The 25079-nt window shown below is 34.3% G+C and carries 26 protein-coding genes; 17 read left to right on the forward strand and 9 right to left on the reverse strand.

Annotation, left to right across the window (positions count from 1 at the left end):
- Window positions 1–3 precede the first annotated feature (3 nt).
- From DCC35_RS10275 to DCC35_RS10285, 4 genes are all read left to right on the forward strand, one after another.
- Window positions 4–1311 carry a DEAD/DEAH box helicase gene (locus DCC35_RS10275; protein WP_246069988.1) on the forward strand — a complete coding sequence of 436 codons (1308 nt, stop codon included), beginning with the start codon at window positions 4–6 and terminating at the stop codon, window positions 1309–1311.
- Window positions 1308–1778: a DUF6495 family protein gene (locus tag DCC35_RS10280; RefSeq protein WP_137090707.1), complete on the forward strand. Its 471-nt coding sequence runs from the start codon at window positions 1308–1310 to the stop codon at window positions 1776–1778. Before DCC35_RS10275 ends, DCC35_RS10280 begins: the two co-directional genes overlap by 4 nt.
- Before the next feature lie 87 nt (window positions 1779–1865).
- Window positions 1866–2300 carry a helix-turn-helix domain-containing protein gene (locus tag DCC35_RS20895; RefSeq protein ID WP_217495808.1) on the forward strand — a complete coding sequence of 145 codons (435 nt, stop codon included), beginning with the start codon at window positions 1866–1868 and terminating at the stop codon, window positions 2298–2300.
- Window positions 2301–2314: 14 nt separating this feature from the next.
- Window positions 2315–3178 (forward strand): IS3 family transposase, encoded by an 864-nt coding sequence (locus DCC35_RS10285; protein WP_246069989.1) that lies wholly within the window; start codon window positions 2315–2317, stop codon window positions 3176–3178.
- 33 nt (window positions 3179–3211) lie between these two features.
- Here DCC35_RS10285 and DCC35_RS10290 read toward each other — a convergent pair whose 3' ends face one another.
- On the reverse strand, window positions 3212–4825 hold the full coding sequence (locus tag DCC35_RS10290; protein WP_137090708.1) for an ABC-F family ATP-binding cassette domain-containing protein: 1614 nt from the start codon (window positions 4823–4825) through the stop codon (window positions 3212–3214).
- Window positions 4826–4931: 106 nt separating this feature from the next.
- Here DCC35_RS10290 and DCC35_RS10295 point away from each other — a divergent pair, with 106 nt between their 5' ends.
- Complete coding sequence (locus tag DCC35_RS10295) at window positions 4932–5534, forward strand: FMN-binding negative transcriptional regulator (RefSeq protein ID WP_137090709.1); 603 nt, start codon at window positions 4932–4934, stop codon at window positions 5532–5534.
- Between the two features lie 106 nt (window positions 5535–5640).
- Window positions 5641–7632 carry an IGHMBP2 family helicase gene (locus tag DCC35_RS10300; RefSeq protein WP_137090710.1) on the forward strand — a complete coding sequence of 664 codons (1992 nt, stop codon included), beginning with the start codon at window positions 5641–5643 and terminating at the stop codon, window positions 7630–7632.
- On the opposite strand, the gene DCC35_RS10305 is transcribed toward DCC35_RS10300, so the two are convergent.
- Together DCC35_RS10305 and DCC35_RS10310 are read right to left on the reverse strand one after the other, a co-directional pair.
- Window positions 7603–8301, reverse strand: coding sequence for a uracil-DNA glycosylase family protein (locus DCC35_RS10305; protein WP_137090711.1), 699 nt, complete (start codon window positions 8299–8301; stop codon window positions 7603–7605). The two genes, DCC35_RS10300 and DCC35_RS10305, sit on opposite strands and share 30 nt — an antisense overlap.
- Window positions 8298–9452, reverse strand: coding sequence for a PAS domain-containing sensor histidine kinase (locus DCC35_RS10310; protein ID WP_217495809.1), 1155 nt, complete (start codon window positions 9450–9452; stop codon window positions 8298–8300). Before DCC35_RS10310 ends, DCC35_RS10305 begins: the two co-directional genes overlap by 4 nt.
- Before the next feature lie 370 nt (window positions 9453–9822).
- On the opposite strand from DCC35_RS10310, the gene DCC35_RS10315 reads away from it, so the two are divergent.
- From DCC35_RS10315 to DCC35_RS10325, 3 genes are all read left to right on the forward strand, one after another.
- Window positions 9823–12063, forward strand: coding sequence for a heavy metal translocating P-type ATPase (locus tag DCC35_RS10315; protein WP_317128935.1), 2241 nt, complete (start codon window positions 9823–9825; stop codon window positions 12061–12063).
- 11 nt (window positions 12064–12074) lie between these two features.
- Window positions 12075–12287, forward strand: coding sequence for a heavy-metal-associated domain-containing protein (locus DCC35_RS10320; RefSeq protein WP_137090713.1), 213 nt, complete (start codon window positions 12075–12077; stop codon window positions 12285–12287).
- 82 nt (window positions 12288–12369) lie between these two features.
- A complete protein-coding gene (locus DCC35_RS10325) occupies window positions 12370–13338 on the forward strand; it encodes a glycoside hydrolase family 113 (RefSeq protein WP_217495810.1) in 969 nt (322 codons plus the stop codon).
- Here DCC35_RS10325 and msrB read toward each other — a convergent pair whose 3' ends face one another.
- The gene (gene msrB, locus DCC35_RS10330; protein ID WP_246069990.1) at window positions 13339–13863 is read right to left on the reverse strand and encodes a peptide-methionine (R)-S-oxide reductase MsrB; all 525 of its coding nucleotides are present in this window, start codon (window positions 13861–13863) and stop codon (window positions 13339–13341) included.
- A 142-nt stretch (window positions 13864–14005) separates the two neighbouring features.
- Here msrB and DCC35_RS10335 point away from each other — a divergent pair, with 142 nt between their 5' ends.
- Window positions 14006–14722, forward strand: coding sequence for a hypothetical protein (locus DCC35_RS10335; protein WP_137090715.1), 717 nt, complete (start codon window positions 14006–14008; stop codon window positions 14720–14722).
- A 58-nt stretch (window positions 14723–14780) separates the two neighbouring features.
- Here DCC35_RS10335 and DCC35_RS10340 read toward each other — a convergent pair whose 3' ends face one another.
- Genes DCC35_RS10340 through DCC35_RS10355 form a run of 4 tightly spaced genes read right to left on the reverse strand, consistent with a single transcriptional unit; the run spans window position 14781 to window position 16757 of the window.
- On the reverse strand, window positions 14781–15002 hold the full coding sequence (locus tag DCC35_RS10340; protein WP_137090716.1) for a DUF3820 family protein: 222 nt from the start codon (window positions 15000–15002) through the stop codon (window positions 14781–14783).
- 32 nt (window positions 15003–15034) lie between these two features.
- Window positions 15035–15700, reverse strand: coding sequence for a glycosyltransferase (locus DCC35_RS10345; protein WP_137090717.1), 666 nt, complete (start codon window positions 15698–15700; stop codon window positions 15035–15037).
- The gene (locus DCC35_RS10350) at window positions 15690–16451 is read right to left on the reverse strand and encodes a DUF547 domain-containing protein (RefSeq protein ID WP_137090718.1); all 762 of its coding nucleotides are present in this window, start codon (window positions 16449–16451) and stop codon (window positions 15690–15692) included. The genes DCC35_RS10345 and DCC35_RS10350 overlap by 11 nt, the downstream gene beginning before the upstream one ends.
- Window positions 16452–16460: 9 nt before the next feature.
- Complete coding sequence (locus DCC35_RS10355) at window positions 16461–16757, reverse strand: GNAT family N-acetyltransferase (RefSeq protein WP_137090719.1); 297 nt, start codon at window positions 16755–16757, stop codon at window positions 16461–16463.
- A gap of 335 nt (window positions 16758–17092) precedes the next feature.
- Here DCC35_RS10355 and pgmB point away from each other — a divergent pair, with 335 nt between their 5' ends.
- The 5 genes from pgmB to DCC35_RS10380 all read left to right on the forward strand — a co-directional run bounded on the left by pgmB (window position 17093) and on the right by DCC35_RS10380 (window position 22006).
- On the forward strand, window positions 17093–17752 hold the full coding sequence (pgmB, locus tag DCC35_RS10360; protein WP_137090720.1) for a beta-phosphoglucomutase: 660 nt from the start codon (window positions 17093–17095) through the stop codon (window positions 17750–17752).
- Between the two features lie 18 nt (window positions 17753–17770).
- Window positions 17771–20080 (forward strand): glycoside hydrolase family 65 protein, encoded by a 2310-nt coding sequence (locus tag DCC35_RS10365; RefSeq protein ID WP_137090721.1) that lies wholly within the window; start codon window positions 17771–17773, stop codon window positions 20078–20080.
- Between the two features lie 138 nt (window positions 20081–20218).
- Window positions 20219–20989, forward strand: coding sequence for an exodeoxyribonuclease III (locus tag DCC35_RS10370; protein ID WP_137090722.1), 771 nt, complete (start codon window positions 20219–20221; stop codon window positions 20987–20989).
- The gene (locus DCC35_RS10375; protein ID WP_137090723.1) at window positions 20989–21507 is read left to right on the forward strand and encodes a DUF4268 domain-containing protein; all 519 of its coding nucleotides are present in this window, start codon (window positions 20989–20991) and stop codon (window positions 21505–21507) included. The genes DCC35_RS10370 and DCC35_RS10375 overlap by 1 nt, the downstream gene beginning before the upstream one ends.
- Window positions 21449–22006, forward strand: coding sequence for an inorganic diphosphatase (locus tag DCC35_RS10380; protein ID WP_137090724.1), 558 nt, complete (start codon window positions 21449–21451; stop codon window positions 22004–22006). The genes DCC35_RS10375 and DCC35_RS10380 overlap by 59 nt, the downstream gene beginning before the upstream one ends.
- Here the strand turns inward: DCC35_RS10380 and DCC35_RS10385 are convergent.
- Window positions 22003–22650, reverse strand: a complete 648-nt coding sequence (locus DCC35_RS10385; protein ID WP_137090725.1) for a hypothetical protein — start codon at window positions 22648–22650, stop codon at window positions 22003–22005. The genes DCC35_RS10380 and DCC35_RS10385 overlap by 4 nt on opposite strands.
- Before the next feature lie 189 nt (window positions 22651–22839).
- Here DCC35_RS10385 and DCC35_RS10390 point away from each other — a divergent pair, with 189 nt between their 5' ends.
- Both DCC35_RS10390 and DCC35_RS10395 read left to right on the forward strand, forming a co-directional pair.
- Window positions 22840–23046, forward strand: a complete 207-nt coding sequence (locus DCC35_RS10390; protein ID WP_137090726.1) for a hypothetical protein — start codon at window positions 22840–22842, stop codon at window positions 23044–23046.
- Between the two features lie 93 nt (window positions 23047–23139).
- A complete protein-coding gene (locus DCC35_RS10395) occupies window positions 23140–25023 on the forward strand; it encodes a tetratricopeptide repeat protein (RefSeq protein WP_137090727.1) in 1884 nt (627 codons plus the stop codon).
- Window positions 25024–25079: the final 56 nt, after the last annotated feature.

A 25079-nucleotide genomic window follows, 5' to 3' on the forward strand; every position in this document is an offset into this window, starting at 1 on the left:
CATTTGAAATTTCAAGAACTTAATTTAAACGAAAGCCTTTTGGATGGATTGATGTCCATGGGTTTTGAAGAAGCAACACCTATACAAGAACAGGCTATTCCTAAAGTACTTGAAGGAAAAGATCTTATTGGATGTGCCCAAACAGGTACAGGTAAGACTGCAGCATATTTACTTCCTGTCTTAAATAAAATAGCAGAAAGCAATTCTAACAAAATCAATACGCTTATACTTGCGCCCACCAGGGAGCTGGTACAACAAATAGATCAACAGTTACAGGGGTTTGGGTATTTCGTAAATACATCCAGTATTCCAATTTATGGAGGAGGAGATGGTGCTACCTGGACCAGGCAGAAACATGCGATGAAACAGGGTGTCGATATTATTGTAGCCACGCCTGGCAGGTTGTTATCTCAATTGAATACTGTTGATTTCGATTTTTCCGGTCTGGAGCATTTAATTCTCGATGAAGCAGATAGAATGCTGGATATGGGATTTTACGATGATATCATCAGGATCATATCTTTTATTCCTAAAAAGAGGCAAACACTTCTTTTTAGTGCTACAATGCCGCGAAAGATCAGAGAACTTGCTAACAAAATTCTTCATAATCCTGCAGAAGTAAATATTTCAATATCCAAACCAGCAGCGGGAGTTGATCAGGTAGGATATTCTGTTTACAATAAGCAAAAGACACCTCTTTTAATGAACCTACTTGATGAAGGTAATTACGAGAGCATAATTATTTTTGCTTCAAGAAAGGAGATAGTAAAAGACCTGGAGAAAGAAATGATCAGGAAAAAGTATGATGTGAGAGCATTTCATTCTGATCTTGAACAACCGGAAAGAGAATCTCTTATGAGAGATTTTAAAAATAAGCAGGTTAGAGTATTAATCGGTACTGACATTTTAGCCAGAGGAATAGATGTTGATGGAATTGACCTTGTAGTTAACTATGATTCGCCATCTGATCCGGAAGATTATGTCCACAGGGTAGGTAGAACTGCCAGGGCATCCAGAACGGGAAAAGCGGTAACCTTTATAAATGAGGATGACCAGCGAAAATTTTATAAAATCGAGCGGATGATCGAGACGGTAGTTCCTAAAGGTGAATTACCTGAAGAGTTGGGAGAAGGGCCAAAGTATAATCCTCAGCCTTTTCGTAATAAAAAAAGAAAGAACTATAAGAAGTCGAATAATTACAAAGGGAAAGGTAATAGTCAAAACAAAAGGCACCACAGAGGTAAAAAATCAGGTCAAAAGCCTTATAGTAAAGGAAGGAATAAACAGCAGAATAAGAAAAGCGGAGAATGAAAAAATACAGAGTACTGACTAAAACTGAACTTAAAAAATTAAAAGACGAGTTTATTGAGTTTTTATCGGTCCAAACAATTACAGCAGATGATTGGAAAAAGATAAAGGAGGAAGAACCTGAAAAAGCAGACGAAATAATCGCCTGGTTCAGTGAAGTAATGTATGAGCAATGGATGCGAAAGATACACTTTGCTGTGAAGTTTGATCCTCAAAGCATTACTGCATTCAGATTTTCAGCTTCGAATATGGTATTAGTTTCTCTGAAAGCTGAAAGTAATCAAATAAACTTTACTGAAATGGCTCTTTCAGATCTTAGTAAAGAAGATATAAAAAAATTGAAGGTTTTTACTTCTACCAAAAATTATGAAAAGAGTAGAGAAGAAGAAATTTTTCAATTAATCGAGCGGGGATGCGTCCCTGATGATGGAAGCTATTTTAAAAAACTATTACAGTTATTACCTAACTGACCAAAAAAAAGCCGGATTTAATAACCCGGCTTTTTCATTTCAGATTTTTGTCTCGTCCTGAAATAGCGTTACACAAAAAGTAATGTTATGAAGCAAAAAGATGAGAACCAGCACGTTAAGCGAACACAAAAAGACTACAGTTACACTTTTAAATTATCAGTGGTCGAAGAGATAGAAAGAGGAGAGCTTGGCATAAGAGCCGCATCCAGGAAGTATGGAATACAATCTCACTCTACCATTACAAATTGGTTAAGAAAATATGGTACCTTTGATTGGTACAACAAAACCCATTTAAACTTGTCAAAGAGCCCAGAACAGAAATTATTGGAGCTTGAACAAAAAGTCAAGCTCTTGGAGAAACAGAAAGCTTCATTGGAAAAGAAACTAGAGTTTACTGATAAAAAGGCTATTTTCTTTGATATGATGATCGATATTGCAGAAGAAGAGCTAAAGATTCCTATTAGAAAAAAGTACTCACCCGAACAATCGAACGATTCAAAGAACAGTACAAAGAAAGCTTAACAGCTACCTGTAGATTGTTTGGGAAGAGTAGGCAGGTTTATTATCGAGCAAAGAAATCTGAGGCTAAAAGAAGAGAAACAGCTTCTGTAGTAGTGAAAAAGGTTCAACAAGTGCGGATGAGAATGTCTGAATTAGGCACAAGAAAGCTCTACGAAAAGCTTTATGATGAGCTTCGGGAACTTGGGGTTGGTAGAGACCGGTTGTTTGCCATTATGAAAGCTAATCACATGCAAATACTCCCAAAACGGCAATACCACATCACGACCGACTCCCATCATAGATTCAGAAAACATCGCAACTTGGTTGAGAACTTAACCCTTAATAGGCCCGAGCAGTTGTGGGTTAGTGATATTACCTATATAGGGAACCGACAAAATCCAATGTATCTATCTCTGGTGACAGATGCTTATTCAAAGAAAATAATGGGGTTTAATGTATCTAACAGCCTCCATGCGCAAGGGGCAATCAAGGCATTAAAACAAGCGATTAAAAATAGAAAGTATTATGATCGAGAACTAATTCATCATTCAGACCGAGGTTTGCAATACTGTTGTGATGATTACCAAAAGGAACTTGATAAAGGTAATCTGTTGTGTAGTATGACAGAAAAGTATGATCCCTACCAAAATGCTATTGCAGAACGAGTGAATGGTATTTTAAAGCAAGAATTTATTAAGGGCATACTGGTAAATGATATAGTTCTAATGAATAAATTGATCAAACAATCTATTGATATTTATAACAGAGAACGTCCTCATTACAGCTGCTATATGAAGACTCCAGAATTTATGCATGGACAAGAAAAAATTAAAATAAGAACCTATAAAAAAATAGCACCGCAAAATTGTGCGATGCTACTTAATTATTTATCCTTGTAAAAACTGTAACGTTTATTCAGGACTAGTCATTTTTTATTGATGTAAAGTTTCTCTTTGCTCTGAGATCTTAGCATCTTCGATATAGTCATCGTATGACATTAATTTGTCAAGCATTCCATTTGGCCCGATCTCAATAATTCTATTAGCTACTGACTGAGTAAAGGCATGGTCATGAGAAGTAAATAGAATAGTTCCCGGGAAATCCATTAAGGCATTATTTAATGCGGTGATCGACTCGAGGTCAAGGTGGTTAGTTGGCTCATCGAGTAATAATACATTACCACCGGTAAGCATCATTTTAGATAGCATACAACGAACCTTTTCACCTCCGGATAATACATTAACCTCTTTTAGTACTTCTTCACCACTGAAGAGCATTTTTCCGAGGAATCCTCTGACATATACTTCCTCTTTATTCTCTGAATAATCTCTTAGCCAATCGATAAGATTATCATTGCCAGTGAAAAAGTCTTTATTTTCGTTTGGTAAATATGCCGGAGTGATCGTTTGACCAAATTTATAATTTCCACCGTCTGGTTCAATTTCACCTGCAAGAATCTGGAAAAAAGAGGTAGTTGTTAAACTGTCCTTAGCAAGAACCGCAATTTTATCTCCTTTATTCACATTTAGGTCGATCTTATCAAAAAGTAGTCGTCCTTCTCTGCTTTTTGATAGGTTATCGATGGCCAGGATTTGATCACCTGCTTCTCTGTTTTGAGAGAAAATTATAGCGGGATACCTTCTACTTGATGGTTTGATATCATCAAGATTAATCTTTTCTAAAAGTTTCCTTCTACTGGTTGCCTGCTTTGATTTTGCTGCATTGGCAGAGAATCTGGCAATAAATTCCTGTAATTCTTTTTTCTTTTCTTCAGCCTTTTTATTTGCAGAGCTTCTTTGCTGTGCAGCAAGCTGAGATGATTCGTACCAGAAAGTATAATTACCCGTAAAAAGGTTTATTTCTTTATAATCGATATCGACAATGTGAGTACACACTGTATCCAGGAAATGCCTGTCGTGAGAAACTACGATAACTGTGTTTTTGAAATCCAGAAGAAAATCTTCCAGCCATGATATCGTATTAAGGTCAAGGTCGTTGGTAGGCTCATCCAGAATCAGCACATCCGGATCTCCAAATAAAGCCTGGGCAAGCAAGACACGAACTTTAAGCGTACCAGGCAGGTCTTTCATAAGTGAATAATGATGATCCTCATGAATACCAAGGCCGCTTAATAAAGCAGCTGCTTCAGGTTCTGCATTCCAACCGTCCATTTCTGCAAATTCAGCTTCCAGTTCAGAAGCTTTTATTCCATCTTCTTCAGAAAAATCTTCTTTTGCATAGATGGCATCTTTTTCCTGCATGATAGACCATAGTTTTTGGTGCCCCATCAACACAGTGTTCATTACAGTTTCTTCATCGAACTCAAAATGGTTCTGCTTAAGAACAGCCATTCTTTTACCGGGTTCCATGGCTACCTGGCCTGCTGTTGGTGATATTTCGCCCGAAAGAATCTTTAGAAAAGTAGATTTTCCTGCTCCGTTAGCACCAATTACACCATAGCAGTTTCCATTAACGAATTTGATGTTAACATCATCAAAAAGAATGCGTTTACCAAACTGTAAGGATAAGTTATTTGCTGAAATCATTCGTAATTATTTGTTAGCCCTGAGGCATTTGATAATTTTAAAGCTGCAAAGGTATAAAATTCAAACCGTTCGGCAGTACATCCTGTAATAATTAATCAATATATAAATGAAATATCCTCCCAAACATTATAATGAATCTTCAATAGCCATGTCACTGAAAGTGATGAGGTTATTCCCACTTGCTACTGTTATTAGTTCAAATACTGATTCTTTACCTGATGTAACCCTGATGCCCTTGCTGACAGATGAAAATTCGAAAGGAATGGAACTGTTAGGGCATATTGATAAAAACAATCCACAAACCAGTTCATTATCAGGAGCAGAAGTTAAGGTTCTTTTTAAAGGCCCGGATACATACATCTCTCCATTGAATTATATCAGTGAAAATCAACTCCCCACCTGGAATTACGCTTATGTTGAAGTGATTGGGAAATCTGAATTTATCTCTGATGAAGAGTGTCGAAAATTGTTGGTTAGAATGGTTGATGAATTAGATACGAAGGATTGGAAACTCAATTACAATGATCCCAGAATTGATAAACTATTACCCTACATTCAGGGTTTTAAAATTAAGGTTTCAAGTTTGAAAAACAGGTTTAAACTTTCACAGGATAAATCAATTGAAGATCAGAAAGCTGTAAACAATGTAATGATGGAGGATTCGAGAAAGGAAAGTTTTGTTTCTGATCTTAAGAAAATATTTTCTTGAAAATTTGGTTGATTATTTATTTAGTTAACTTAATATAATTTGTTGATATTCAGTATACTTATTTGTCAGTTGTTTTAGGTGAAGTTAAGGGTAAACAATAGCAAAATTGGAAGAAATTAAAAGTATAAAGCGATACCAAAAGTATTTTAAAAAGCTTATTGACCTTGAGCGAGAGGAAGAAATGATGACTCAACTTAATGAGATCAGGGTTTTATCCGGAGCAGAGCGTCAGCGAAAAGGCAGAGCGTTACTCGATCTTCGCGGTAAGGATGCCGGGGCAGGTCTTGGAGGTACTTATCTTGTTCGATTAGGTGGAAGAGGAAAGTTGCCTGATACACAAATCAGTGTGGGTGATTTGGTAATATTGAGTAGTGGAAATCCTTCCGGGAGAGAAGAACATGCTGTTGTTCATGAGTTAACAAAAGGAACGATAACAGTAGCCTATCAGACACTGCCACCACATTATGTTTATGGCAGAGGAGTAAGGGTGGATCTATTTGCCAATGATGTTACCTTTAAGAGGATGCAGGAGGCTGTAGGAAAACTAAAACCACATCAAATCCTGTCCGATCTTTTACTTTTCCATCGTGAACCACGAGAAGAGAATGAAAAACCACTTGAAGAATTATCCTATTCAAATTCCAAATTGAATAGTAAGCAAAAATTTGCAATTGAAAAGTGCCTCCAAAGTAAGGATTTATTCTTATTACACGGACCTCCCGGGACGGGTAAAACGACTACTTTAACCGAAATTATCTATCAGGAAGTTAAAGTGGGAAAGAAAGTATTAGCCACAGCGGATTCTAATACTGCAGTGGATAATATGGTTGAAAAATTAATGAAATCAGGTCTGAAGGTTCTGCGAATTGGTAATCCTGCCAGAATTCATCAGGAGCTCATTCCTGTGTGCCTGGATTATAAAATTCAGAATACCGAAGGTTTTCAATCAGCTACAGCTATGTGGAATTCTATTCATGAACTAAAACAAGATCAGGATAAATTTACTGTTCCAAACGGGCAAAACAAAAGAGGATTATCTGATCAGGAGATACTAAAGCTTTCAAAGAAAAAGGCTTCTACCAGGGGTATTCCAATCCCAAAGATCCATAGAATGGCCAATTGGTTAAAGCTACAGGTTAAAGTAAATAAACTTGTGGAGGAAGCTAAGAAAGCTGAGGATGAAGCTGTGAAGCAACTTATATCGCAATCTGATGTAGTGCTTTCAACGAATAGTGCAGCAGGGAGTGAAGTTTTGGAACCATTTAGTTTTGATATTTCGGTAATTGATGAATGTACTCAATCTGTTGAACCATCCTCATTAATAGCCATGACAAAGGCCAAAAAGTGGATCATGGCAGGAGATCATAAGCAATTACCACCGACTGTAATTTGTGAAGAAGCTGAAGATCTTTATTTGTCATTGTTTGAAAGATGGATCTCCGGATATAAGGAATGGAGCGTAATGCTCGAAGTGCAATATCGAATGAATTCAGAAATCATGAAGTTTTCAAACAGATCATTCTATGGCGGTCAATTGATTGCTGCGGAGCAGGCTAAAGACAAGACTCTCAATGATCTGAATGGATTTATGCCACCTGATGAACAATATGATCCTGAGAAATTCAAACTACTGAGCTCTGATAAGCCGATTAGCTTTCTTCATGTTGAAGGTAGAGAGGAAAGGAAGGAGGGAGCTTATTCCTATTTTAACTTAGAAGAAGCTGAGAAAGTAAAGCAGGTTATTGAAGCTTTATTATTTTCCCGTGTATTTCCTGAGGATATCGGAATTATAAGTCCTTATGAAGGCCAGGTAGCTCTAATGAAAAGAATGATCGAAATCGAAGGGATAGAAATAAAATCGATTGATGGATTTCAGGGTAGAGAGAAAGAAATTATTATTCTATCACTGGTAAGATCAAATAATAAGGGAAGAATTGGGTTTTTAACTGATTACAGGCGTTTAAATGTTGCCTTAACAAGGGCGAAGAAAAAGCTGATAATCATTGGTAATGAGAATACATTAAAGGAAAATAAATATTACTCCGCATTAGTTAGACAGATCAGCAAATCAGACAGATCTATTCTTGTCAACAACTGAACTAATAGTGTTTATATAGTGTGAAGTGTAGTCTTTTAAATACCGCCTTTTGTATTGCATAATATATCTGGGGTGGGGAAGAGCGACTATTTCTTCTGCTAGTTGTTCTTTTTTATTAAGATCTTCCAGGTATTTTTGATTTTTGCCGCCTCCGAGACTTATAATTGATTTTTGAGGACCAACTATAGCAATAAGCTTTTTTAGTTGATGTACAGAATAATCATAAATCAGACTTTTCAGGTTTTTATCATCGTAGTAATTTAAGTTTTTGCCGTCTTTTTCAAATCCGAGAGGAGAAACTGCACTGACAACCACATCTCCATAATACTTCTCAGGACCGCCATAATCACTAATCATTTGATAGATATATTGCGATGATAACTCATGTCTTTTATTGTAATTATTAGGAATACCTAATTCAGAGTCCATATAAATTGGATCTGTGAAAGGTATACCCGTTACACCTGCACCAAATCTTCCCGGATTAATTCCAAGGATTACAGTTCGATGCTCTTTATCTTTGTAATACTTATCAAAGAAGATTTCTATATTTTCTATTGTTTTATCGTCTTCGTACGGATCAAGGACATTAATAGATGAATCTATTTTATCCGTTGGAAATTTTTCTTTCAGTTCTTTATGGTATTCAAAAAGTAACTTATTGTTCATGAGTAATAATAATATGCCGGTAATGTATTGATGATTTTAAAATTAGGCATTTGATCAGGATTTGATAAAGATAATGGAGGTATTTTAATTTTAAATTCAGTAACTAAATCATTTGAAAGCTTTATTTTTTCGTAAAAAATAGATGCATTTATTTTGGATGCTGCCTGCTTTGAAATTGATAATCCGATTCCCGGACCTTCAGATTTTGAGGTTCCCCTGAAGTAATAGTCAAAAATTTTAGACCTGATTTTTTCTTCGATACCAATACCATTATCATAAACATGAATATAAAAGTTCTGATCTTTTTTATATGCAGTAATAAGTATAAATGAATCATTAATATTTTTAGAGTATTTAAATGCATTTTCAATGATATTTTCAAGTATAATCCTTAAAAGCTGTTCATCTGTATAGACAATAAGATTATGTTGAAAATCATAGATCAAATTAATTCCCGCACCCTGATGCTGTATTTTTTCTACACTGCAAATTTTCTTAATCAAGTCTTTTACATCAATTTTTGAGGGAATAGGATCAATATTTTTAATATTGTTTAAACTCAATAACCTCTTTAAGTTATGATCGAGTACAGTAGCGGTATTTTCAATTAGTTCTGAGAATTTTTTTGCTTTACCTTCATCTTTCTTCATGATATTAGAAAGTCCTATAATTCGGGCTAGGGGTCCTCTAATATCATGCGATGCCCGATAGACAAAGTCGTTCAGTTCATTTATTGAAGCTGTTAACTTTTTATTTGCTTCTAATCTTGAAGTAACATCAATAATGATTTCCAGTACGGCATCTTCGTTTTTGTATTTAACTTTATAGGATCTTTTTTCGACGATCAATTGATCATTTTCTGAGGTATAGTGAATCCAGGTTTTTTTATCTTTAGAATCATTTTGTCTGAGCCCCAAATAGTTTCTATATGACTTATTTACATCAGCTTCTTTGATAATATCTATTAGACTAAGGTTGAGAAATTCCTTTAATGTATATCCGTATTTAGATATTGCGGCCTCATTTACATCCAGAAATTGAAGTGTCTTTTTGCAATAAATCCACATCGGGCTTGGATTGAAATAAAATAATGTCTTATGATTTTTAATAGATCTTTTTTTGTATTGGTTATGCGATCTGATAATTGACATTGTTGAAACTAATAAAACAATGCAGCATGTAACAAGTATAATAACACTTGGCAAATGAGAGCCTGAATAAAAATTAAAAAAGAATAAAGAAAGAATAGTTATAACGCATAGTTTTATCACGATGCAATGCCATAAAATCGTTTTAGATTGGTAGAATACAAGCATACAATGAAAAGGTTGATAAAAAATGATTTTGGTTGAGTATAAATTAATGAATTATAATTTCTTTATAAAGAAAACTTATAGTAAAGCGTAATTGTTTGAAAAATGAGCCGAAATAAACTCATGTTTGATATTCGCGACTTATGATAATAAATGTTCAAACAATAGTTGTGATTAATCGTATTTATGAAGAGTTAAAAACAGACTTGTGGAAGAAACAATAAAGAATATAAAAACTTCAGTTACTGGAATGACATGCGCTGCATGTGCGAATTCGCTGGAAACATTTCTTTCTGAGCTTGATGGGGTAGATTCTGTTAAAATAAATTATGCAGACCAATCTGCTAATATCTCCTTTCGTAAAGATCTTATTTCAGAAGATGTCCTAAACGATGCAGCATCAAAAATAGGTTATGGATTAATACTTGGTACTGCCCAAAAACAGGTTGAACAAACTGAATACATAGAGGAAGAAAGATTAAACACTCTTAAAAAGAAGTTAATAATCGCATTAACTCTTACTACACCGATATTTGTCATTTCAATGATTTTGAATAACAGTATCGCGTATGCTAATGAAATTTCATTGGTTTTAAGTATTCCGGTTTTGTTTTATTCAGGCAATGAATTTTTTATAAATGCTTATAAAAGAATACGTCATGGTCAGATGAATATGGATACTCTGGTAGCTTTAAGTACCGGTATTGCATTTCTATATAGTCTGTTTAATACAGTTTACCCTGAATTTTTAATCTCCAGGGGATTAGAACCGCATGTGTATTTTGAGTCTGCTGTAGTTATCATTTCGTTAATATTATTAGGCAGATATCTGGAAGAAAGAGCAAAATCCAAAACCTCATCTTCCATTAAAAATCTCATTAAGCTTCAACCGTCTGTAGTAACCATTTTTCGAAATGGAGAGGAAACTGAAGTACCGGTTGAGGAAGTAATTACAGGAGACCTTGTGATAATTAAGCCAGGAGGAAGAATACCTGTAGATGGAAAGATTAAAAAAGGGGAAACTTATGTTGATGAGAGCATGATTACTGGTGAACCGATTCCCGTATTTAAAACTAAGAAAGACCAGGTTTTTACAGGAACAATCAATGGAAACGGGACTTTAAGGGTATTGGCCACCGGCGTGGGCAATGATACCTTACTTTCACAGATTATTGAAATGGTAAGAAATGCCCAGGCAGAAAAGCCTAAAGTTCAGAAAATTGCGGATAAGATAGCATCAGTATTTGTTCCTGTAGTTATTTTAATAGCCATTTTTTCAGCTGCTATCTGGTATTTTGTTGGTCCTCAACCAGAATTGACACATGCTGTTTCAGTATTGGTTACTGTATTAATTATTGCATGTCCGTGTGCACTTGGACTGGCAACTCCAACGGCTTTAATGGCCGGTATTGGAAACGGAGCTGAACAAGGTATCCTAATAAGGAATGCTGATAGCCTTGAATCTCTGCAAAAATCTAATATTCTAGTTTTAGATAAAACAGGAACAATTACTGAAGGTAAGCCCAGATTGAAAGAAATTATTTGGGCAGGTAATGTCCCTGAGGAGGATAAAGTATATTATAAAAATGTTTTCTTAAGTATAGAGAAAGAATCTGAGCATCCTCTCGGAAAAGCAATTATCAGTGGATTTTTAAAAGATCTTAAAAATCCTGAGGTATTCGAAATTGAAAACTCTCAGAATGTACCAGGAAAGGGTATGGTAGCAGATTGTAAGGGCAGTAAATATGTTATTGGTAATCTAAAAATGATGGACGATCATGACGCCTTCACCAATGACCCGATAATAAAAGCCAAGCATATTGAGTATGAGCGTAGGGCCGGTACGAAAGTGTATATGGCTAAAGGCCAGGAAGTTTTATGCTTTGCTGTGATCGAAGATATGGTTAAGCCTGGAGTAAAAGAAACCATAAAGCAACTGAGAAAAGAAGGGATTGAAGCAGAAATGCTAACCGGTGACAATGAAGTTACTGCAAAAGCTGTTGCCAGAGAAGTTGGTATTGAACATTACAAGGCGAATTTATTGCCCTCAGACAAAGGTAAAACCATCAAAGAACTACAATCAAGAAATTTTAAGGTAGCTATGGCGGGTGATGGAATAAATGATGCTGAGGCCCTCGCCCTGGCCGATACCGGAATTGCTATGGGTACCGGTACAGATATTGCAATTGACAGCGCAGGTATTATCTTAATGAAAGGAGACCTATCGAAGGTTCTACAGGCTGTTAAGTTGAGCCGAAATGCCTCAAAAACTATCAAGCAGAATTTATTTTGGGCATTTATATATAATATTATAGCCATTCCAATTGCTGCTGGAGTATTATATCCTTTTACAGGATGGCTTTTAAGCCCAATGATTGCAGGTGCAGCAATGGCCTTTAGTTCTGTGTCAGTTGTGTTAAATAGTTTATTTTTACGTAATAAAAGATAGATTATCAAATAATGGAGAGTATAAAATTTAAGACTAATATTAATTGCGGTAATTGTATAAAGTCAGTGACCCCTCATTTGAATGATTTGGATGATGTGGATTTCTGGAAAGTTGACACGGATAATCCGGATAAAGTCCTGGAAGTCACTTTTGATGATGAAGCAAATGAAGAAGAAGTGATAAAAGCAGTTGAAAAAGCTGGTTTTAACATAGAGAAAATATAGTATATTAAGTTTTCTTAATAAAATGTTGAGGATCTTATCATATTTGATCATTTCTGCAAGTATCCTATCGTCATGTACAGGTATGAAAGATTCCTCAACAGAGAATAAAATAAAAATACGAGGAGTTAATCTAGTAGCACCACCTGAACCGTTTGATCCGGTTTATTTTGATTCCTTAGTAGAAATGGGAGTGTCTCATGTTGCTGTTGTTCCATTTGGATTTTCTCGTAAAGGGGTTCAAAAAGTAGTATTTAATCATGAAAGACAATGGTGGGGAGAAAAGGATAAGGGTGTTATTAAAACTATAGAGCTAGCTCATCAAAATGATCTTGAAGTCCTTCTTAAACCTCATTTGTGGATATTTGGTGATGGTTGGCCGGGTGATTTTATAGTTGAGAAAGATTCAATTGACCAATGGTTTACTGATTATAATCATTATATCCTTCATTACGCTGAAATAGCAGATTCAATGAATGTGGATATGTTTTCTATAGGTAATGAACTCAGAAAGCTGGTTGTAAGCTATCCTGAACACTGGAAAGATTTGATTGAAAAAGTCAGAAAGGTCTATAAGGGAAAATTAATTTATTCTGCTAATTGGGATAATTATTCTCAAATCAGTTTTTGGGATGAGCTAGACTTTGTCGGCATTAATGCATATTTTCCTTTACCCAAAAATAAAGCAGAGGAATTATCTGACTTTGAATCAATTAAAAGTTCCTGGACTCCTTGGGTTGAGGATCTCAAAGAGTTAAATCTAAGAGTAAATAAGCCAATTATATTTACTGAGTATGGATATATGAGTAAGGATGGTTCATATAATGGGCATTGGCAAGTTTCAGATTCAGCTTATAATGAAGAGGATCAGGCTTTAGCTTATGATGCTCTCTTAAGTGTCTTCAGATCAAAAGAGTGGTGGGTAGGAGGTTATAGCTGGAAATATTTTATGAAATCTATTCCCAGGGAAGAATATGATCGTCGAGATGCTTTTATTTTCCAGGGTAAAAAAGCAGAGAAAATATTAAAGAAGCATTACACTACCGGATATTAATTAAAGCTTGTCTTTAGGAATAAAATCTAAAGCAGCTGAATTAATACAATACCTTAATCCCGTAGGTTGAGGTCCATCTTTAAAAACGTGACCTAAGTGCCCTCCACAAGTACCACAAACAACTTCAGTTCTGACCATTCCCATTGATCTGTCTTCAACCAGAAGCAAGTTTTCTTCATTATATACATCATAATAACTGGGCCATCCGGTTCCACTGTCAAACTTGGTTTTCGAGCTGAATACTTTCGTTCCACAACCTGCACAGGTATATACTCCTTTCTTTTTGAAGTTGTCATATTTTCCTGAGAATGCTCTTTCAGTTCCTTTTTCTCTCAATATATTATATTCTTCCTGAGTAAGTTCTTTCTTCCATTCCTGCTCAGATTTGACAACTTCAAAATTGTGGTTGTTTACTGATTCCACAGACTGTGTACCCTCTTGCCCACAAGCAGATACAAAAACGAAGGCGCTCAAAAGTATGATTACATTAAAACGATACATATTTAGTTTTTTATTTATTAACATGTTTCATCTAATTGTGTTTAACGGATATAGAATATAATCCGGTAAATAAAATGATAACATTTGTATAACAATTTATCACAAAAGGATTGTACTGGCATGGTGTTTGAATTTTAGCCAATAGACAAACAATAATCATTCACTTATGACAAACACCAGATTAAATTTTTTCGGAATTTTGGCATTTGCCTCATTACTTACTTTTTCATCATGTGATGATGAAGAATCAACAAGACCGGAAGACAATAAACTTATCTACGAAGTTTATATGGATCCACAGGGTACTACATTAAATTCCGGTAGGGTCGCTGCCAGTGAAATTATTTTTACATCGGGAACTCTTAATCTCGAAGAGGTTGATTTCGAAGCAGAGAGCTCAAATACTGAGATTGAGATTGAAAGTAACACTAAAACTTCAGTTAATCTAATTACAGGTGAATCTACTCCTGAATTACCTCAGGTTAGTTTAGGAGAAGGTATTTACAATGAACTCGAATTAGGTTTAAAGCTTGATGGAAGTTCTGAAAATACTGCCTTTATACTTGAAGGTACTTTTACCGATTCTGAAAATAATTCGGTGCCATTTAAATTTTTATTTAATGAGTATCTTGAAATAGAGCTGGAAGCTGAAGGACAATTTACATTTGACGGAACCGGATTAGTGGAAATTGAACTATTCCCGTATTTATGGTTTAATCAAATCGATCCGTTAGCATTCGAATCTGCTTCCAGAAATCAGGATGGTGAAATAATTATAAGTAAGGATCAGAACCTTGATTTGTTTCAAACTATATCTGACAGTTTTAAAACAAACGTATTTACTGATTCAGAGGTTAAGTTAGAAATAGAAGTAGAAGATTAATAATATACTTGTTTGATGCTTGATTACTTGCACGTAAAGAGGTCCAATTTGGGCCTCTTTATTTTTTAATGGACTTTAATTTATAGAGGATATCATCAAGGCCATTAAGTTTGATCTCGTAAGTAGTTTCAAGCCATATTCCAAGTTTTCCATCAGGAAAACCTTTTCTTTTAAACCACTCCAGGTAACTAATGGGCAGATCTGCAATCAGCCTGTTGTTATACTTACCAAAAGGCATTTTTTTTGTTACTATATCGATTAAAATTTGTTTATCAAACATCAGCTATTTAAGCATCTTATTGTAAAAGGATTTTATTTTATCCGGGGAGTGTCCCAAGAAAAGCGAAGTAAAGCTATTGCATTAATAAAATTTACTTTTAACCAACTATTATTTATATATTTTCTGGATGAAACCAGAATATCTTCCTGAATAATATGATATCCAAACCTACCTTTATTTCTGAGGTAGAAGTTGAAATCCTCCATAATACAAAATCGTTCATCATACTTACCGCCTTCGTAAAAATCACTTTTTCTAATAAAAAGGGATTGATCTCCACCACCATTAAAAACTCCTTTTTTTCCAGAGAAATAAGAATTAATCACAAGTAATTTAGAATTTGCCTGATCCAGATTCATTTTAAAGCCACCCATTCTATGACCGTGGTTCAGGGCATCTATAATTTTATTCCGAAAGTTTTCTGGAGGGAGAGTGTCGGCATGAAGAAAATATAAAATGTTGTTTATGGCATTATTAGCACCAATATTCAACTGAATAGCTCTCGAGCATTTATCTGAATGGTAATATCTGACTTTGGAATACTTTTTTATTAATGTTTGGGTATTATCTGAACTACCTCCATCAACTATAATTATTTCATCCCTTGAGTCAATATTGTTCAATAGGAATGGAAGAAGCTTTATTAAGTTTAATTCTTCATTAATAACAGGGATTATTATAGAGAAATTATTGTTCATTCAAGCTCCAGTCGTATTCCATATAATTTATATCTGCACTTTCTTTAATTGTTGTTTCAGAATATTTATTCAAATACTCGATTAATGAGCCGTTTGCCTTAAAATCTCCTGTAAACCATTTAAATATCTTAGAAATTTTGATTTTATCAGTGGTGATTTTGTTCTTTTTCGGATCATTTATGAATTTGCGAGCTTGTTCATCCAATTGTTCATTTATTCTGGAGGCAACATATGCTTCATTTCTTAGTGGAGGGCATGAATAAGAAGCACAGTTTATTGCAAAATGAATTCTCGGTTCATCAAATTTCTTTCTTAAAATACCGTGTTCAATTTCATCTAGATTGAAATCGATGCCGTTGATTTTAAAGAACTTTTTATGCCAGACGGTATTGAGCAAAGGTATATTAACTGTCGGGTGTAGGTCCTTTATACTTTCCACAGGATAATTGTCCAAAATAAGCTTTAATGTAAAGCCATTATACGCATTGATCCAGTAAGCCAATTGTTCTTCTCTTGACCAGTCTTTCGAGGGAGCATTATTACTTAACTCATTTAGATAACTATCTAACCTGGTTCTATCATTTAGCATGCCTTCATAATCTACCAAATAATCATCATCAACATATTTTTGCAGGATTTGTGTGAAACCAGAATGATCAGGAGGTGTAGTGTTTTGAGCGTATTGAAAATCCTGACTATTACAATTAATAAATAAAATAGAAATAGAAAGAATCGATATTAGTTTATCCATAATAATCTTTTATGCAAGTATATGATTATATGCTGAATCATTCTTCATTAATTTGTTGGCATACGGACATTTGGGTATGATTTTTTTATTTTGTTTCTCTGCCAGTTCCACAACTTTATTAACCAGGCTTTCACCGATCTCCTGTCCTCTTAGGGAGTTAGTGACAAATGTGTGATCAATAATAATGTATTTTTCTCCTGATTTAGAATAGGTTATCTCAGCTAATCGTCTTCTTTCTTTGCCAGGAATATAAAAAACACCTTTAGATTGCCCATCACGATGAATAATTTCTAATGAGTTGTTCATATATGATTTTGATGAATTAAATTATAAATAATAAACATCTATATAATTTGATAATGTTACTGTAACCGTTTGCATAAATCGTAAAATCAGCGTAGTAATTTCTTATAAATTAACGAATCGTAAAATTTTATGAGCAAAAATGAAAAAAAATAAAATTTTGTGTATTTGGGTAAAATGGCATTTAATCAATTATCAAACGTTTGCATAAAATTATTGGTGAAATAATGCTATTTAGAGTTGGCCCAAGTTTTCTTATGAATGTTTGCTGAATTTAACCAACAGTTTATATTTGACAACTGTATAACCTAAATAAACACTAATTACAACCGCTTAAAATGGATGTGAAAGCATGTATATTTGACCTGGATGGGGTCATTGTAGATACAGCTAAATATCATTATTTAGCATGGAAAAGACTGGCGCAAGAACTGGGTATTACTTTTACTGAAGAGGATAATGAAGAATTAAAAGGAGTGTCAAGAATGGACTCACTCGACATTATACTTAAAAAGGGTAAAAAAGAAATTTCTCAGGAGAAAAAGGAAGAACTAGCTGCCAGGAAAAATGAATGGTACCTGGAATTTGTAAATGAAATGAAGCCCGGTGATGAATTACCTGGAGCACGCCAGTTTCTGGATACTTTAAAACAAAATGACATCAAAATTGGCTTGGGATCTTCCAGTAAAAATGCAAAGTTGTGTCTTAACTTACTGAATATGACCGATTATTTTGACGTCATAGTTGATGGGACAATGATTACTAAAGCAAAGCCTGATCCACAGATATTTATAATGGGCGCAGAAAAGCTTGACGTTAAAGTTGAAAACAGCATTGTATTTGAAGACGCTCTGGCAGGAATTGAAGCTGCACAGAACGGAAGATTTAAAGTAGTAGGTATTGGTGATCCTGACATTTTAGGCAAAGCTGACATTGTAAGAAGCTCTTTGGCCGATATTACACTTGATGAATTAAAATCCTTGAATAACCCCAAATAAGATAAATTCTAAAACTGTATGAAAGACTACATCATCCATGATGAATGGAATATAATCGAGGAAGGATTTGTTCCCGAACTCAATCGTGTTTCTGAGAGTATTTTTTCACTTGGAAATGGCCGAATGGGACAAAGGGCAAACTTTGAAGAACAGTACAGTGGTGACTCTCTACAAGGCAACTATATTGCTGGCGTTTATTATCCGGATAAAACACGTGTGGGCTGGTGGAAAAACGGGTACCCAGAATATTTTGCCAAAGTACTTAATGCCAGTAACTGGATAGGTATAAATATTTGGATAGATGGTATAGCTCTGGATCTGGCCAAAGCAAAAGTGTCTGACTTCAAAAGAGTTCTCAATATGAAAGAAGGCTACCTGGAAAGGTCTTTTACGGCTACTCTCGAAAATGGAAATCAGGTAGAAGTTAAGTCAACCAGGTTTTGTAGCATAGTAGATGATCAGACAGGGGCAATCGAATACTCGATCAAAGCAAAGAATTTTTCAGCTCCGATTAAAATTGAGCCTTTTATAGATTTTGATGTAGTTAATGAAGATTCAAATTATGACGAAAAATTCTGGAATGCATTAGATCAGTCTGCTTCAAACGGTAGGGCATGGGTAAAAGCTTCGACTAAGAAGACAAATTTCGTGGTATGCTCAGCGATGAGCTATTCTATAATTCACCAGGGTAAAGAGCTTACTTTAAATTCTGAGTTAGTTGAAAAAGAAAAATATGCATCTAATATCATTGAATCAGTAATTAAAGAAGGAGAGACATTAACAGTTTATAAATATGCTGCTAATATTTCTTCTCAAAATCACGATGAAAATAAACTGGTAGAGGTAGCTGAAGATGAGATTTCCAAAATTTCTACAAAGGGGTTTGCGAATTTAAAGAAAGAACAGGCGGAGGCCTGGAAAAGCAAATGGACCGAAGCAGATATAGTTATCAAAGGCGATGTCGCAGCTCAACAGGGTATCAGATTTAATATTTTTCAATTATACCAGACTTATACAGGTGAAGACCCTAGGCTGAATATTGGACCTAAAGGATTTACCGGTGAAAAATACGGAGGAAGCACATACTGGGATACGGAGGCCTATTGTCTGCCTTTTTATATGAGTACTGCTGATAGTCACGTAGCACGAAATTTATTAGTTTATCGTTATAATCATCTTCAAAAAGCTATTGAGAATGCAGAAAAACTAGGTTTTACAAATGGCGCTGCATTATACCCAATGGTGACAATGAATGGTGAAGAATGCCATAATGAATGGGAGATCACATTTGAAGAAATCCATAGAAATGGTGCGATAGCTTATGCTATATATGACTATGCAAGATATACCGGAGATCAGGCATATCTGGCGGAGTATGGCCTAGAAGTTTTAATTGGAATTTCAAGATTTTGGGCACAGAGAGTAAACTGGTCTGAAGCAAAACAAAAATATGTTATGCTTGGCGTTACCGGTCCGAATGAATATGAAAATAACGTTAACAATAACTGGTACACTAATTATATAGCTTCATGGACTATGAAGTATACATTGGATGCGCTGGATTATGTTAAGGTAAATCATTCTTCTGATTACGACCGGGTTTTGAATAAAGTCAATTTTGATCTTGATTCGGAAACAGGTAAATGGAATGATGTAATTGATAAGATGTATTTTCCTTATGATGAGGAAAAAGAGGTATACCTGCAGCAAGATGGATTTCTTGATAAAGTATTGATGCCTGTTGATGAACTTGACGGAGAGGACAGACCTATTAACCAAAACTGGTCATGGGACAGAATCTTGAGATCATGTTTCATCAAACAAGCGGATGTGTTACAGGGCCTCTACTTTTTTGAGGATGACTTCTCAATAGATGAAATTAAAAGGAATTTTGAGTTTTATGAGCCAATGACAGTTCATGAATCTTCATTATCTCCATGCGTACATTCAATTCTTGCCTCTAAACTTGGAATGGAGGAAAAAGCGTATGAAATGTATCTACGCACAGCCAGGCTGGACCTTGATGATTACAACAATGATACAGAGGATGGTTGTCACACTACTTCGATGGCAGGTACATGGATGGCTGTGATAAAAGGGTTTGGAGGCATGGTAATTAAAGACGGAAAATTGCATCTTAATCCGTTTTTACCCTCTAAATGGGAAGGATATTCATTTAAAATTAACTTCAGAGATATAGTTTTAAAAGTAGATATAACTAAAGATAATGTTGAGATCACTAATGAATCAGAGAATGATCTTTCATTAATTCTAAAAGGAGAAGATACTCTTATTTCAGGAAAAGGTAAAAAAGAACTGGCTACTTGATTAAATTAATCTTATTAATATTTTTAAACCCGGTCTAGCCGGGTTTTTTTTATTACAGTCAATCTACGAATACTTGTAAGAAAGACTGATACGAATTAGTTTTAAATTCTTAAAATTTGAATTTAAAATTAATATATAATGGCACTAAATATTGTATCCTGGAATTTGAATGGAATAAGAGCTGCAGTAAGAAAAGGATTTTTAGATTCGTTGGGCAAGATCAGTCCTGATATTTTATGTATACAGGAAACTAAGGCTCAGGATGACCAGGTGAAAGAAGCTTTGAATGAATTGGAAGGATTTCATATATATTCGAATAGTGCCATAAAAAAAGGGTATTCAGGAACGGCCATCTTATCAAAAGAAGAACCGCTTGGTGTTAATTATGGGATCGGGGTGGAAGATCATGATAATGAAGGACGTGTGATCGCTGCGGAATACGCAGATTTTTATTTAGTAAGTGTATATGTTCCGAATTCATCATCCGGATTAAAGAGGTTGCCTTACAGAACAGAATGGGATAAAGATTTTTTAAATTATCTAAAGAATTTAGAAGAACATAAACCCGTTGTAGTATGTGGAGATTTTAATGTTGCACATCAACCTATTGATATAGCCAGGCCAAAATCAAATTACAATAAAACAGCAGGATATACCCAGCAGGAAATAGATGGGATGACAACATTTCTTGAATCTGGATTCACTGACACATTCAGACATTTTAATCCGGAGGAAGTAGCTTATAGTTGGTGGAGCTATCGGGCCAATGCCAGGGAAAAGAATATTGGATGGCGTCTTGATTATTTTCTCGTTAGTGATTCACTGGTTAGTAATGTTGAAGAGACTGGTATTCACCCTGATTACTTTGAATCTGATCATTGCCCTGTTAGTATAAAGCTAAACGTTTAATGTACTCAAAAGAGGCGGCATCGGCCAAAAGGAGGGAGTTCTGGACAAAGCTTGGCCAGTTTATGCGGCCTGTACCTTCTGCAGAAGGAGATAAGGTTAACTGGATTAATTACAAAACTGAAGTTAAAGGAGTTCGTTTTAAACTCGATGCTGTAGATAAAAAGGCCTGGTGCGGGATAGCAATAGATCACAAAGATCCGGATATCAATTCCCTGCTATTGGAACAACTTAAGGAATTAAGGTTGATGCTTGAGTCTGAAACTGGTAAAGAATGGATATTTAATGATAAAGGTGATTATTTATATGGTATACCACTTCCAGGCTATTACCAGGTTTTAGAAGGAGTAAAGGTGATGAATGAAAACGACTGGCCTGATCTTATTTCTTTTTCAAACAAAATCTTATCGATCTTGATGAATTTTGGTCAACTGCTAATTATGCGTTTGAAATTTTTAAATCATGAAAATATATCTCCTTGTTTTCATTTTATCGGGGATTCCGATTCTTGGCCAGAATAATATTGAAATGTTGGTCGAAATACCTGCAGGTACAATTACTAAATATGAAATGAATAAAGAATCCGGAGAATTATTGCCGGATAGCCTTAATGGTAAAATCCGGATCATTGATTTTTTAGGGTACCCCGGAAATTATGGTTTTATAAAAAACACAATGTTATCTAAGAATGAGGGTGGAGATGGAGATCCTTTGGATGTTTTACTTATTTCTGCACCCCTTTCAGGAGGTAGATCAATTGAAATTAGGCCAATAGCAATATTGAAATTAATTGACAATGGGGAAAAAGACGATAAGATTATAGCTGTTCCCGAAAGCGGAAGTGTTAGTAATCTTCAAAATATAGATTCATTTGAAGAATTTAAATTAAACTATCCCAAAGTAATGGAAATTATCAAGTTATGGTTTACAAATTATAAAGGTAAAGGCACGGTGAGTTTTGTGGGATGGGAAAATGAGCTGGAAGCCATCAAACTAATAGAAAGATCAACAATCCATTAAACTTCCAAAATAAAATTATCACTTTCAGTAAATAGCTCTCCTGAAATTAGATACTCATAAGTTTCAAGCATTTCTTCATATCCGGGAGTGTCTACATATTTTGGAATCTTATAAAGACGGTCATCTTTTTTATCAAATGGAGGCTCAACTTTAGAGTTATAAAGAAATGGGAGAATAGTTTTATTACAGCTTAAAGCAATAATATCTATGGAGTATTCATCTTCGTAATCATTTAAACGAGTATTGATGTTTTCGAAGAATTCCAGTGCATTGGCTAATCTGACTCTCGAGCCAGCACGTGATTTCCCTTTAGTTTTAAGGTATTTCAACTGACTTTTACCTTGCTTTTTTCTGACCATATATGATTTAAATACTTTATGATTGAGAATTTCTTCTTCATCACATAAAGCAAGTGCGGCATGCCCAGTTTCGATTAAAGCAATAACAAAGTGTCTGGAGACAGGAACAACTTCATTTTCTTCATAAATTGTTGTTATGGGAATTCTTAGATAATCTTTTTTATTATCTTTTAAAATTGTAAAGCGCCATTTGTCATTGTCAAAAATCAATTTTATATCAGAGTCATTTTGAAGTTCAAATAGTAACTCATTTATTTCTGTTATCTCTAGTTCCTTCCGCTTCATAGCTTAAAATTATAGACAATATTTCAAATTTATATACCAAAAATTAATTCAGAAATGTACACTTATGAACAAAACATGTACACAAACGAATACTTTTTAATATTAATTAAATCATAAAATATTGTAAGTCAGTTAGTTGAGAGTTTGGTTTGATAGTTGAAGTATAGCTTGTAAACTAACTAAATAGATATGAGAACACTTTTAGGTTTTTTACTTTGGATGATTTTACTTGCAATTTGCTGGCCATTAGCTCTATTAGTATTCTTTTTGTTTCCAGTAGTATGGGTTTTATCCCTACCGTTTACAATCCTGGGTCTTTCCATTGAATTAGCTTTCGATCTGTTAAAGGAATTAATTATGCTTCCATTTAAAATCCTGAATATGGCATTTAAGTAATTAAAATCCTTGACTTTTAAGTTCATGGGTATGATATTATTGAATTAGACTTTTCTCAGTCTAATAATTCTTTCAACCATACCATGATTTTAAATGCGAGTGATTTTTTTATTTTTCCTACTGAGTAGTTTATTAATTTCCAATTCATATGGTAATCATAATTTACAAGAAAGCTGTCTGGCTCAGAAATTTATAAAAGAAGGTCTTAAAATTAGAAAGTCAGACCCTAAAAAGGCTTTAAATTCATTTCTGAAAGGCTTTAATGAAGCTATTTCCTGTGGATCGAAAGAGAAAATTATACTTTCGAGAATATATGGAGCAGAAACTTTGCTTTTGCTTAATCAATTCGATTCTGCTATTTTCTTATTAAATAAAAATAAAGACTTATTAATTGCGGATCCCTCACAAATACTGTTTTCTAAAAATAACCTTACCCTGGGCGTCACTTATTATTATAAGAATCAGTTAATTAAAGCTGAACAAACGCTAAAAATGGTTATGGATGCAGAATCAATCCGTGATAGTTTAATGTTTGCTAAGGTTTTAAATAATCTAGGATTAGTTAAATACGCAGAATATCAATATGACTCTGCACTTTATTATTTTATAAGAGGTTTTGAAATTAAAAAACAGCTTGGAGAGGAGTCAAAATTGTCAACAACTGCAAGTAACATTGGTTCTGTTTTAAAAAAGGTAGAAAGATATGATGAAGCCATTTCTTATCTCAATGAAGCAATGCACTACGATTCCCTGGATGAAAACTATATAGGTGTCGCTCAATGTCTGAACAATATTGCTGCTGTTTATATAGAAAGTAAAAAGCCAGACCTTGCAATACCAATTTTACTCAATGCTTCTTCAATGTTTAAAAATTATGGATATGCCAGAGGATTTGCATCAACTCAATATAATTTAGGGAAATTATATTATGAAAATCAATCAAATGTCTCGTTATCTGAAGGTTTTTATCTTTCTGCTGCAGAGATTTATGACACGTTAAACTCACCAGCAAATTTGTTTTCTTCTTATTTAAGTTTGGCGGAACTGAAAATACAATCTGGGAACAACCAAGAGGCACAAAAATATCTTGATTGGGCAAGAGGTAATTTGAATAATGTGGATTCTAATCGGGTAGAATTAGAAAAATATTATTTTTTAAAAAGTGAATTAAATAAGGGTAATTCAAATTATAAAAAGGCCTATCAATTTCTTCAACTTTCTAATAAAGCCGAGGCAAAGCGTCGTCTTAATGAACAAAAAAACCGGGTAAATGAAATCGCCGAAGAACAAAAATATCTATTGGCTATTCAAAAACTTCAGATAGCGAATAAGGAAGAAGAATTGAAGATTATTAGCAATCGAATAGCATTAATATCAATATCATTTTTATTTATATCACTAGCTTTTGGAATAGTATATTATTCCCAACGAAAGAAAAGGAAAAAAGCTGAAGTAAACTATAACATTGAATTTAATAGGGCAAAGGAGAATAGTCTGAAAATACTGGAATTAGAAAAGCAGAATTTGACAAACCAATTAGCTCAAAAACAAGAGAATTTATTAAGTCAACGATCATTATTACTGGAGAAAAACAAAATACTCGTTGATTTTGGAAATGAAATTGAAAAATACTTGAATCAGGAAAAAGAGGGAGATAACAACTTTATAAAGGGAATTAGGGAGAAATTAACTCAATATCAAAAACGATTAAACTTCGATTCTGAAAAATGGTATAAGAGTTATTTGGAAGACACTGCATGGAATGAATTTATTCAGAATTTGCAGGATAAAGCTGAAAAATTAACAGTTAATGAAAAACGGTTAGCGATTTTACTCAGATCGGATTTTAATTCAAAAGAAATTGCTATAGCAATGGGGGTTGCACCAAAGACTATTGATATGAACCGGTATAGATTGAGGAAGAAGTTAGGTCTTGAAAAAGGAAAGAACCTGGTGGAATATTTAAAAGCATTGTAGAGATCAGATATTACTTTAAATAACTTATAAAGCCTTATTTTGAATATTTGTAGATA

It is taken from the genome of Mangrovivirga cuniculi, assembly GCF_005166025.1.
Taxonomy (GTDB): Bacteria; Bacteroidota; Bacteroidia; order Cytophagales; family Cyclobacteriaceae; genus Mangrovivirga; species Mangrovivirga cuniculi.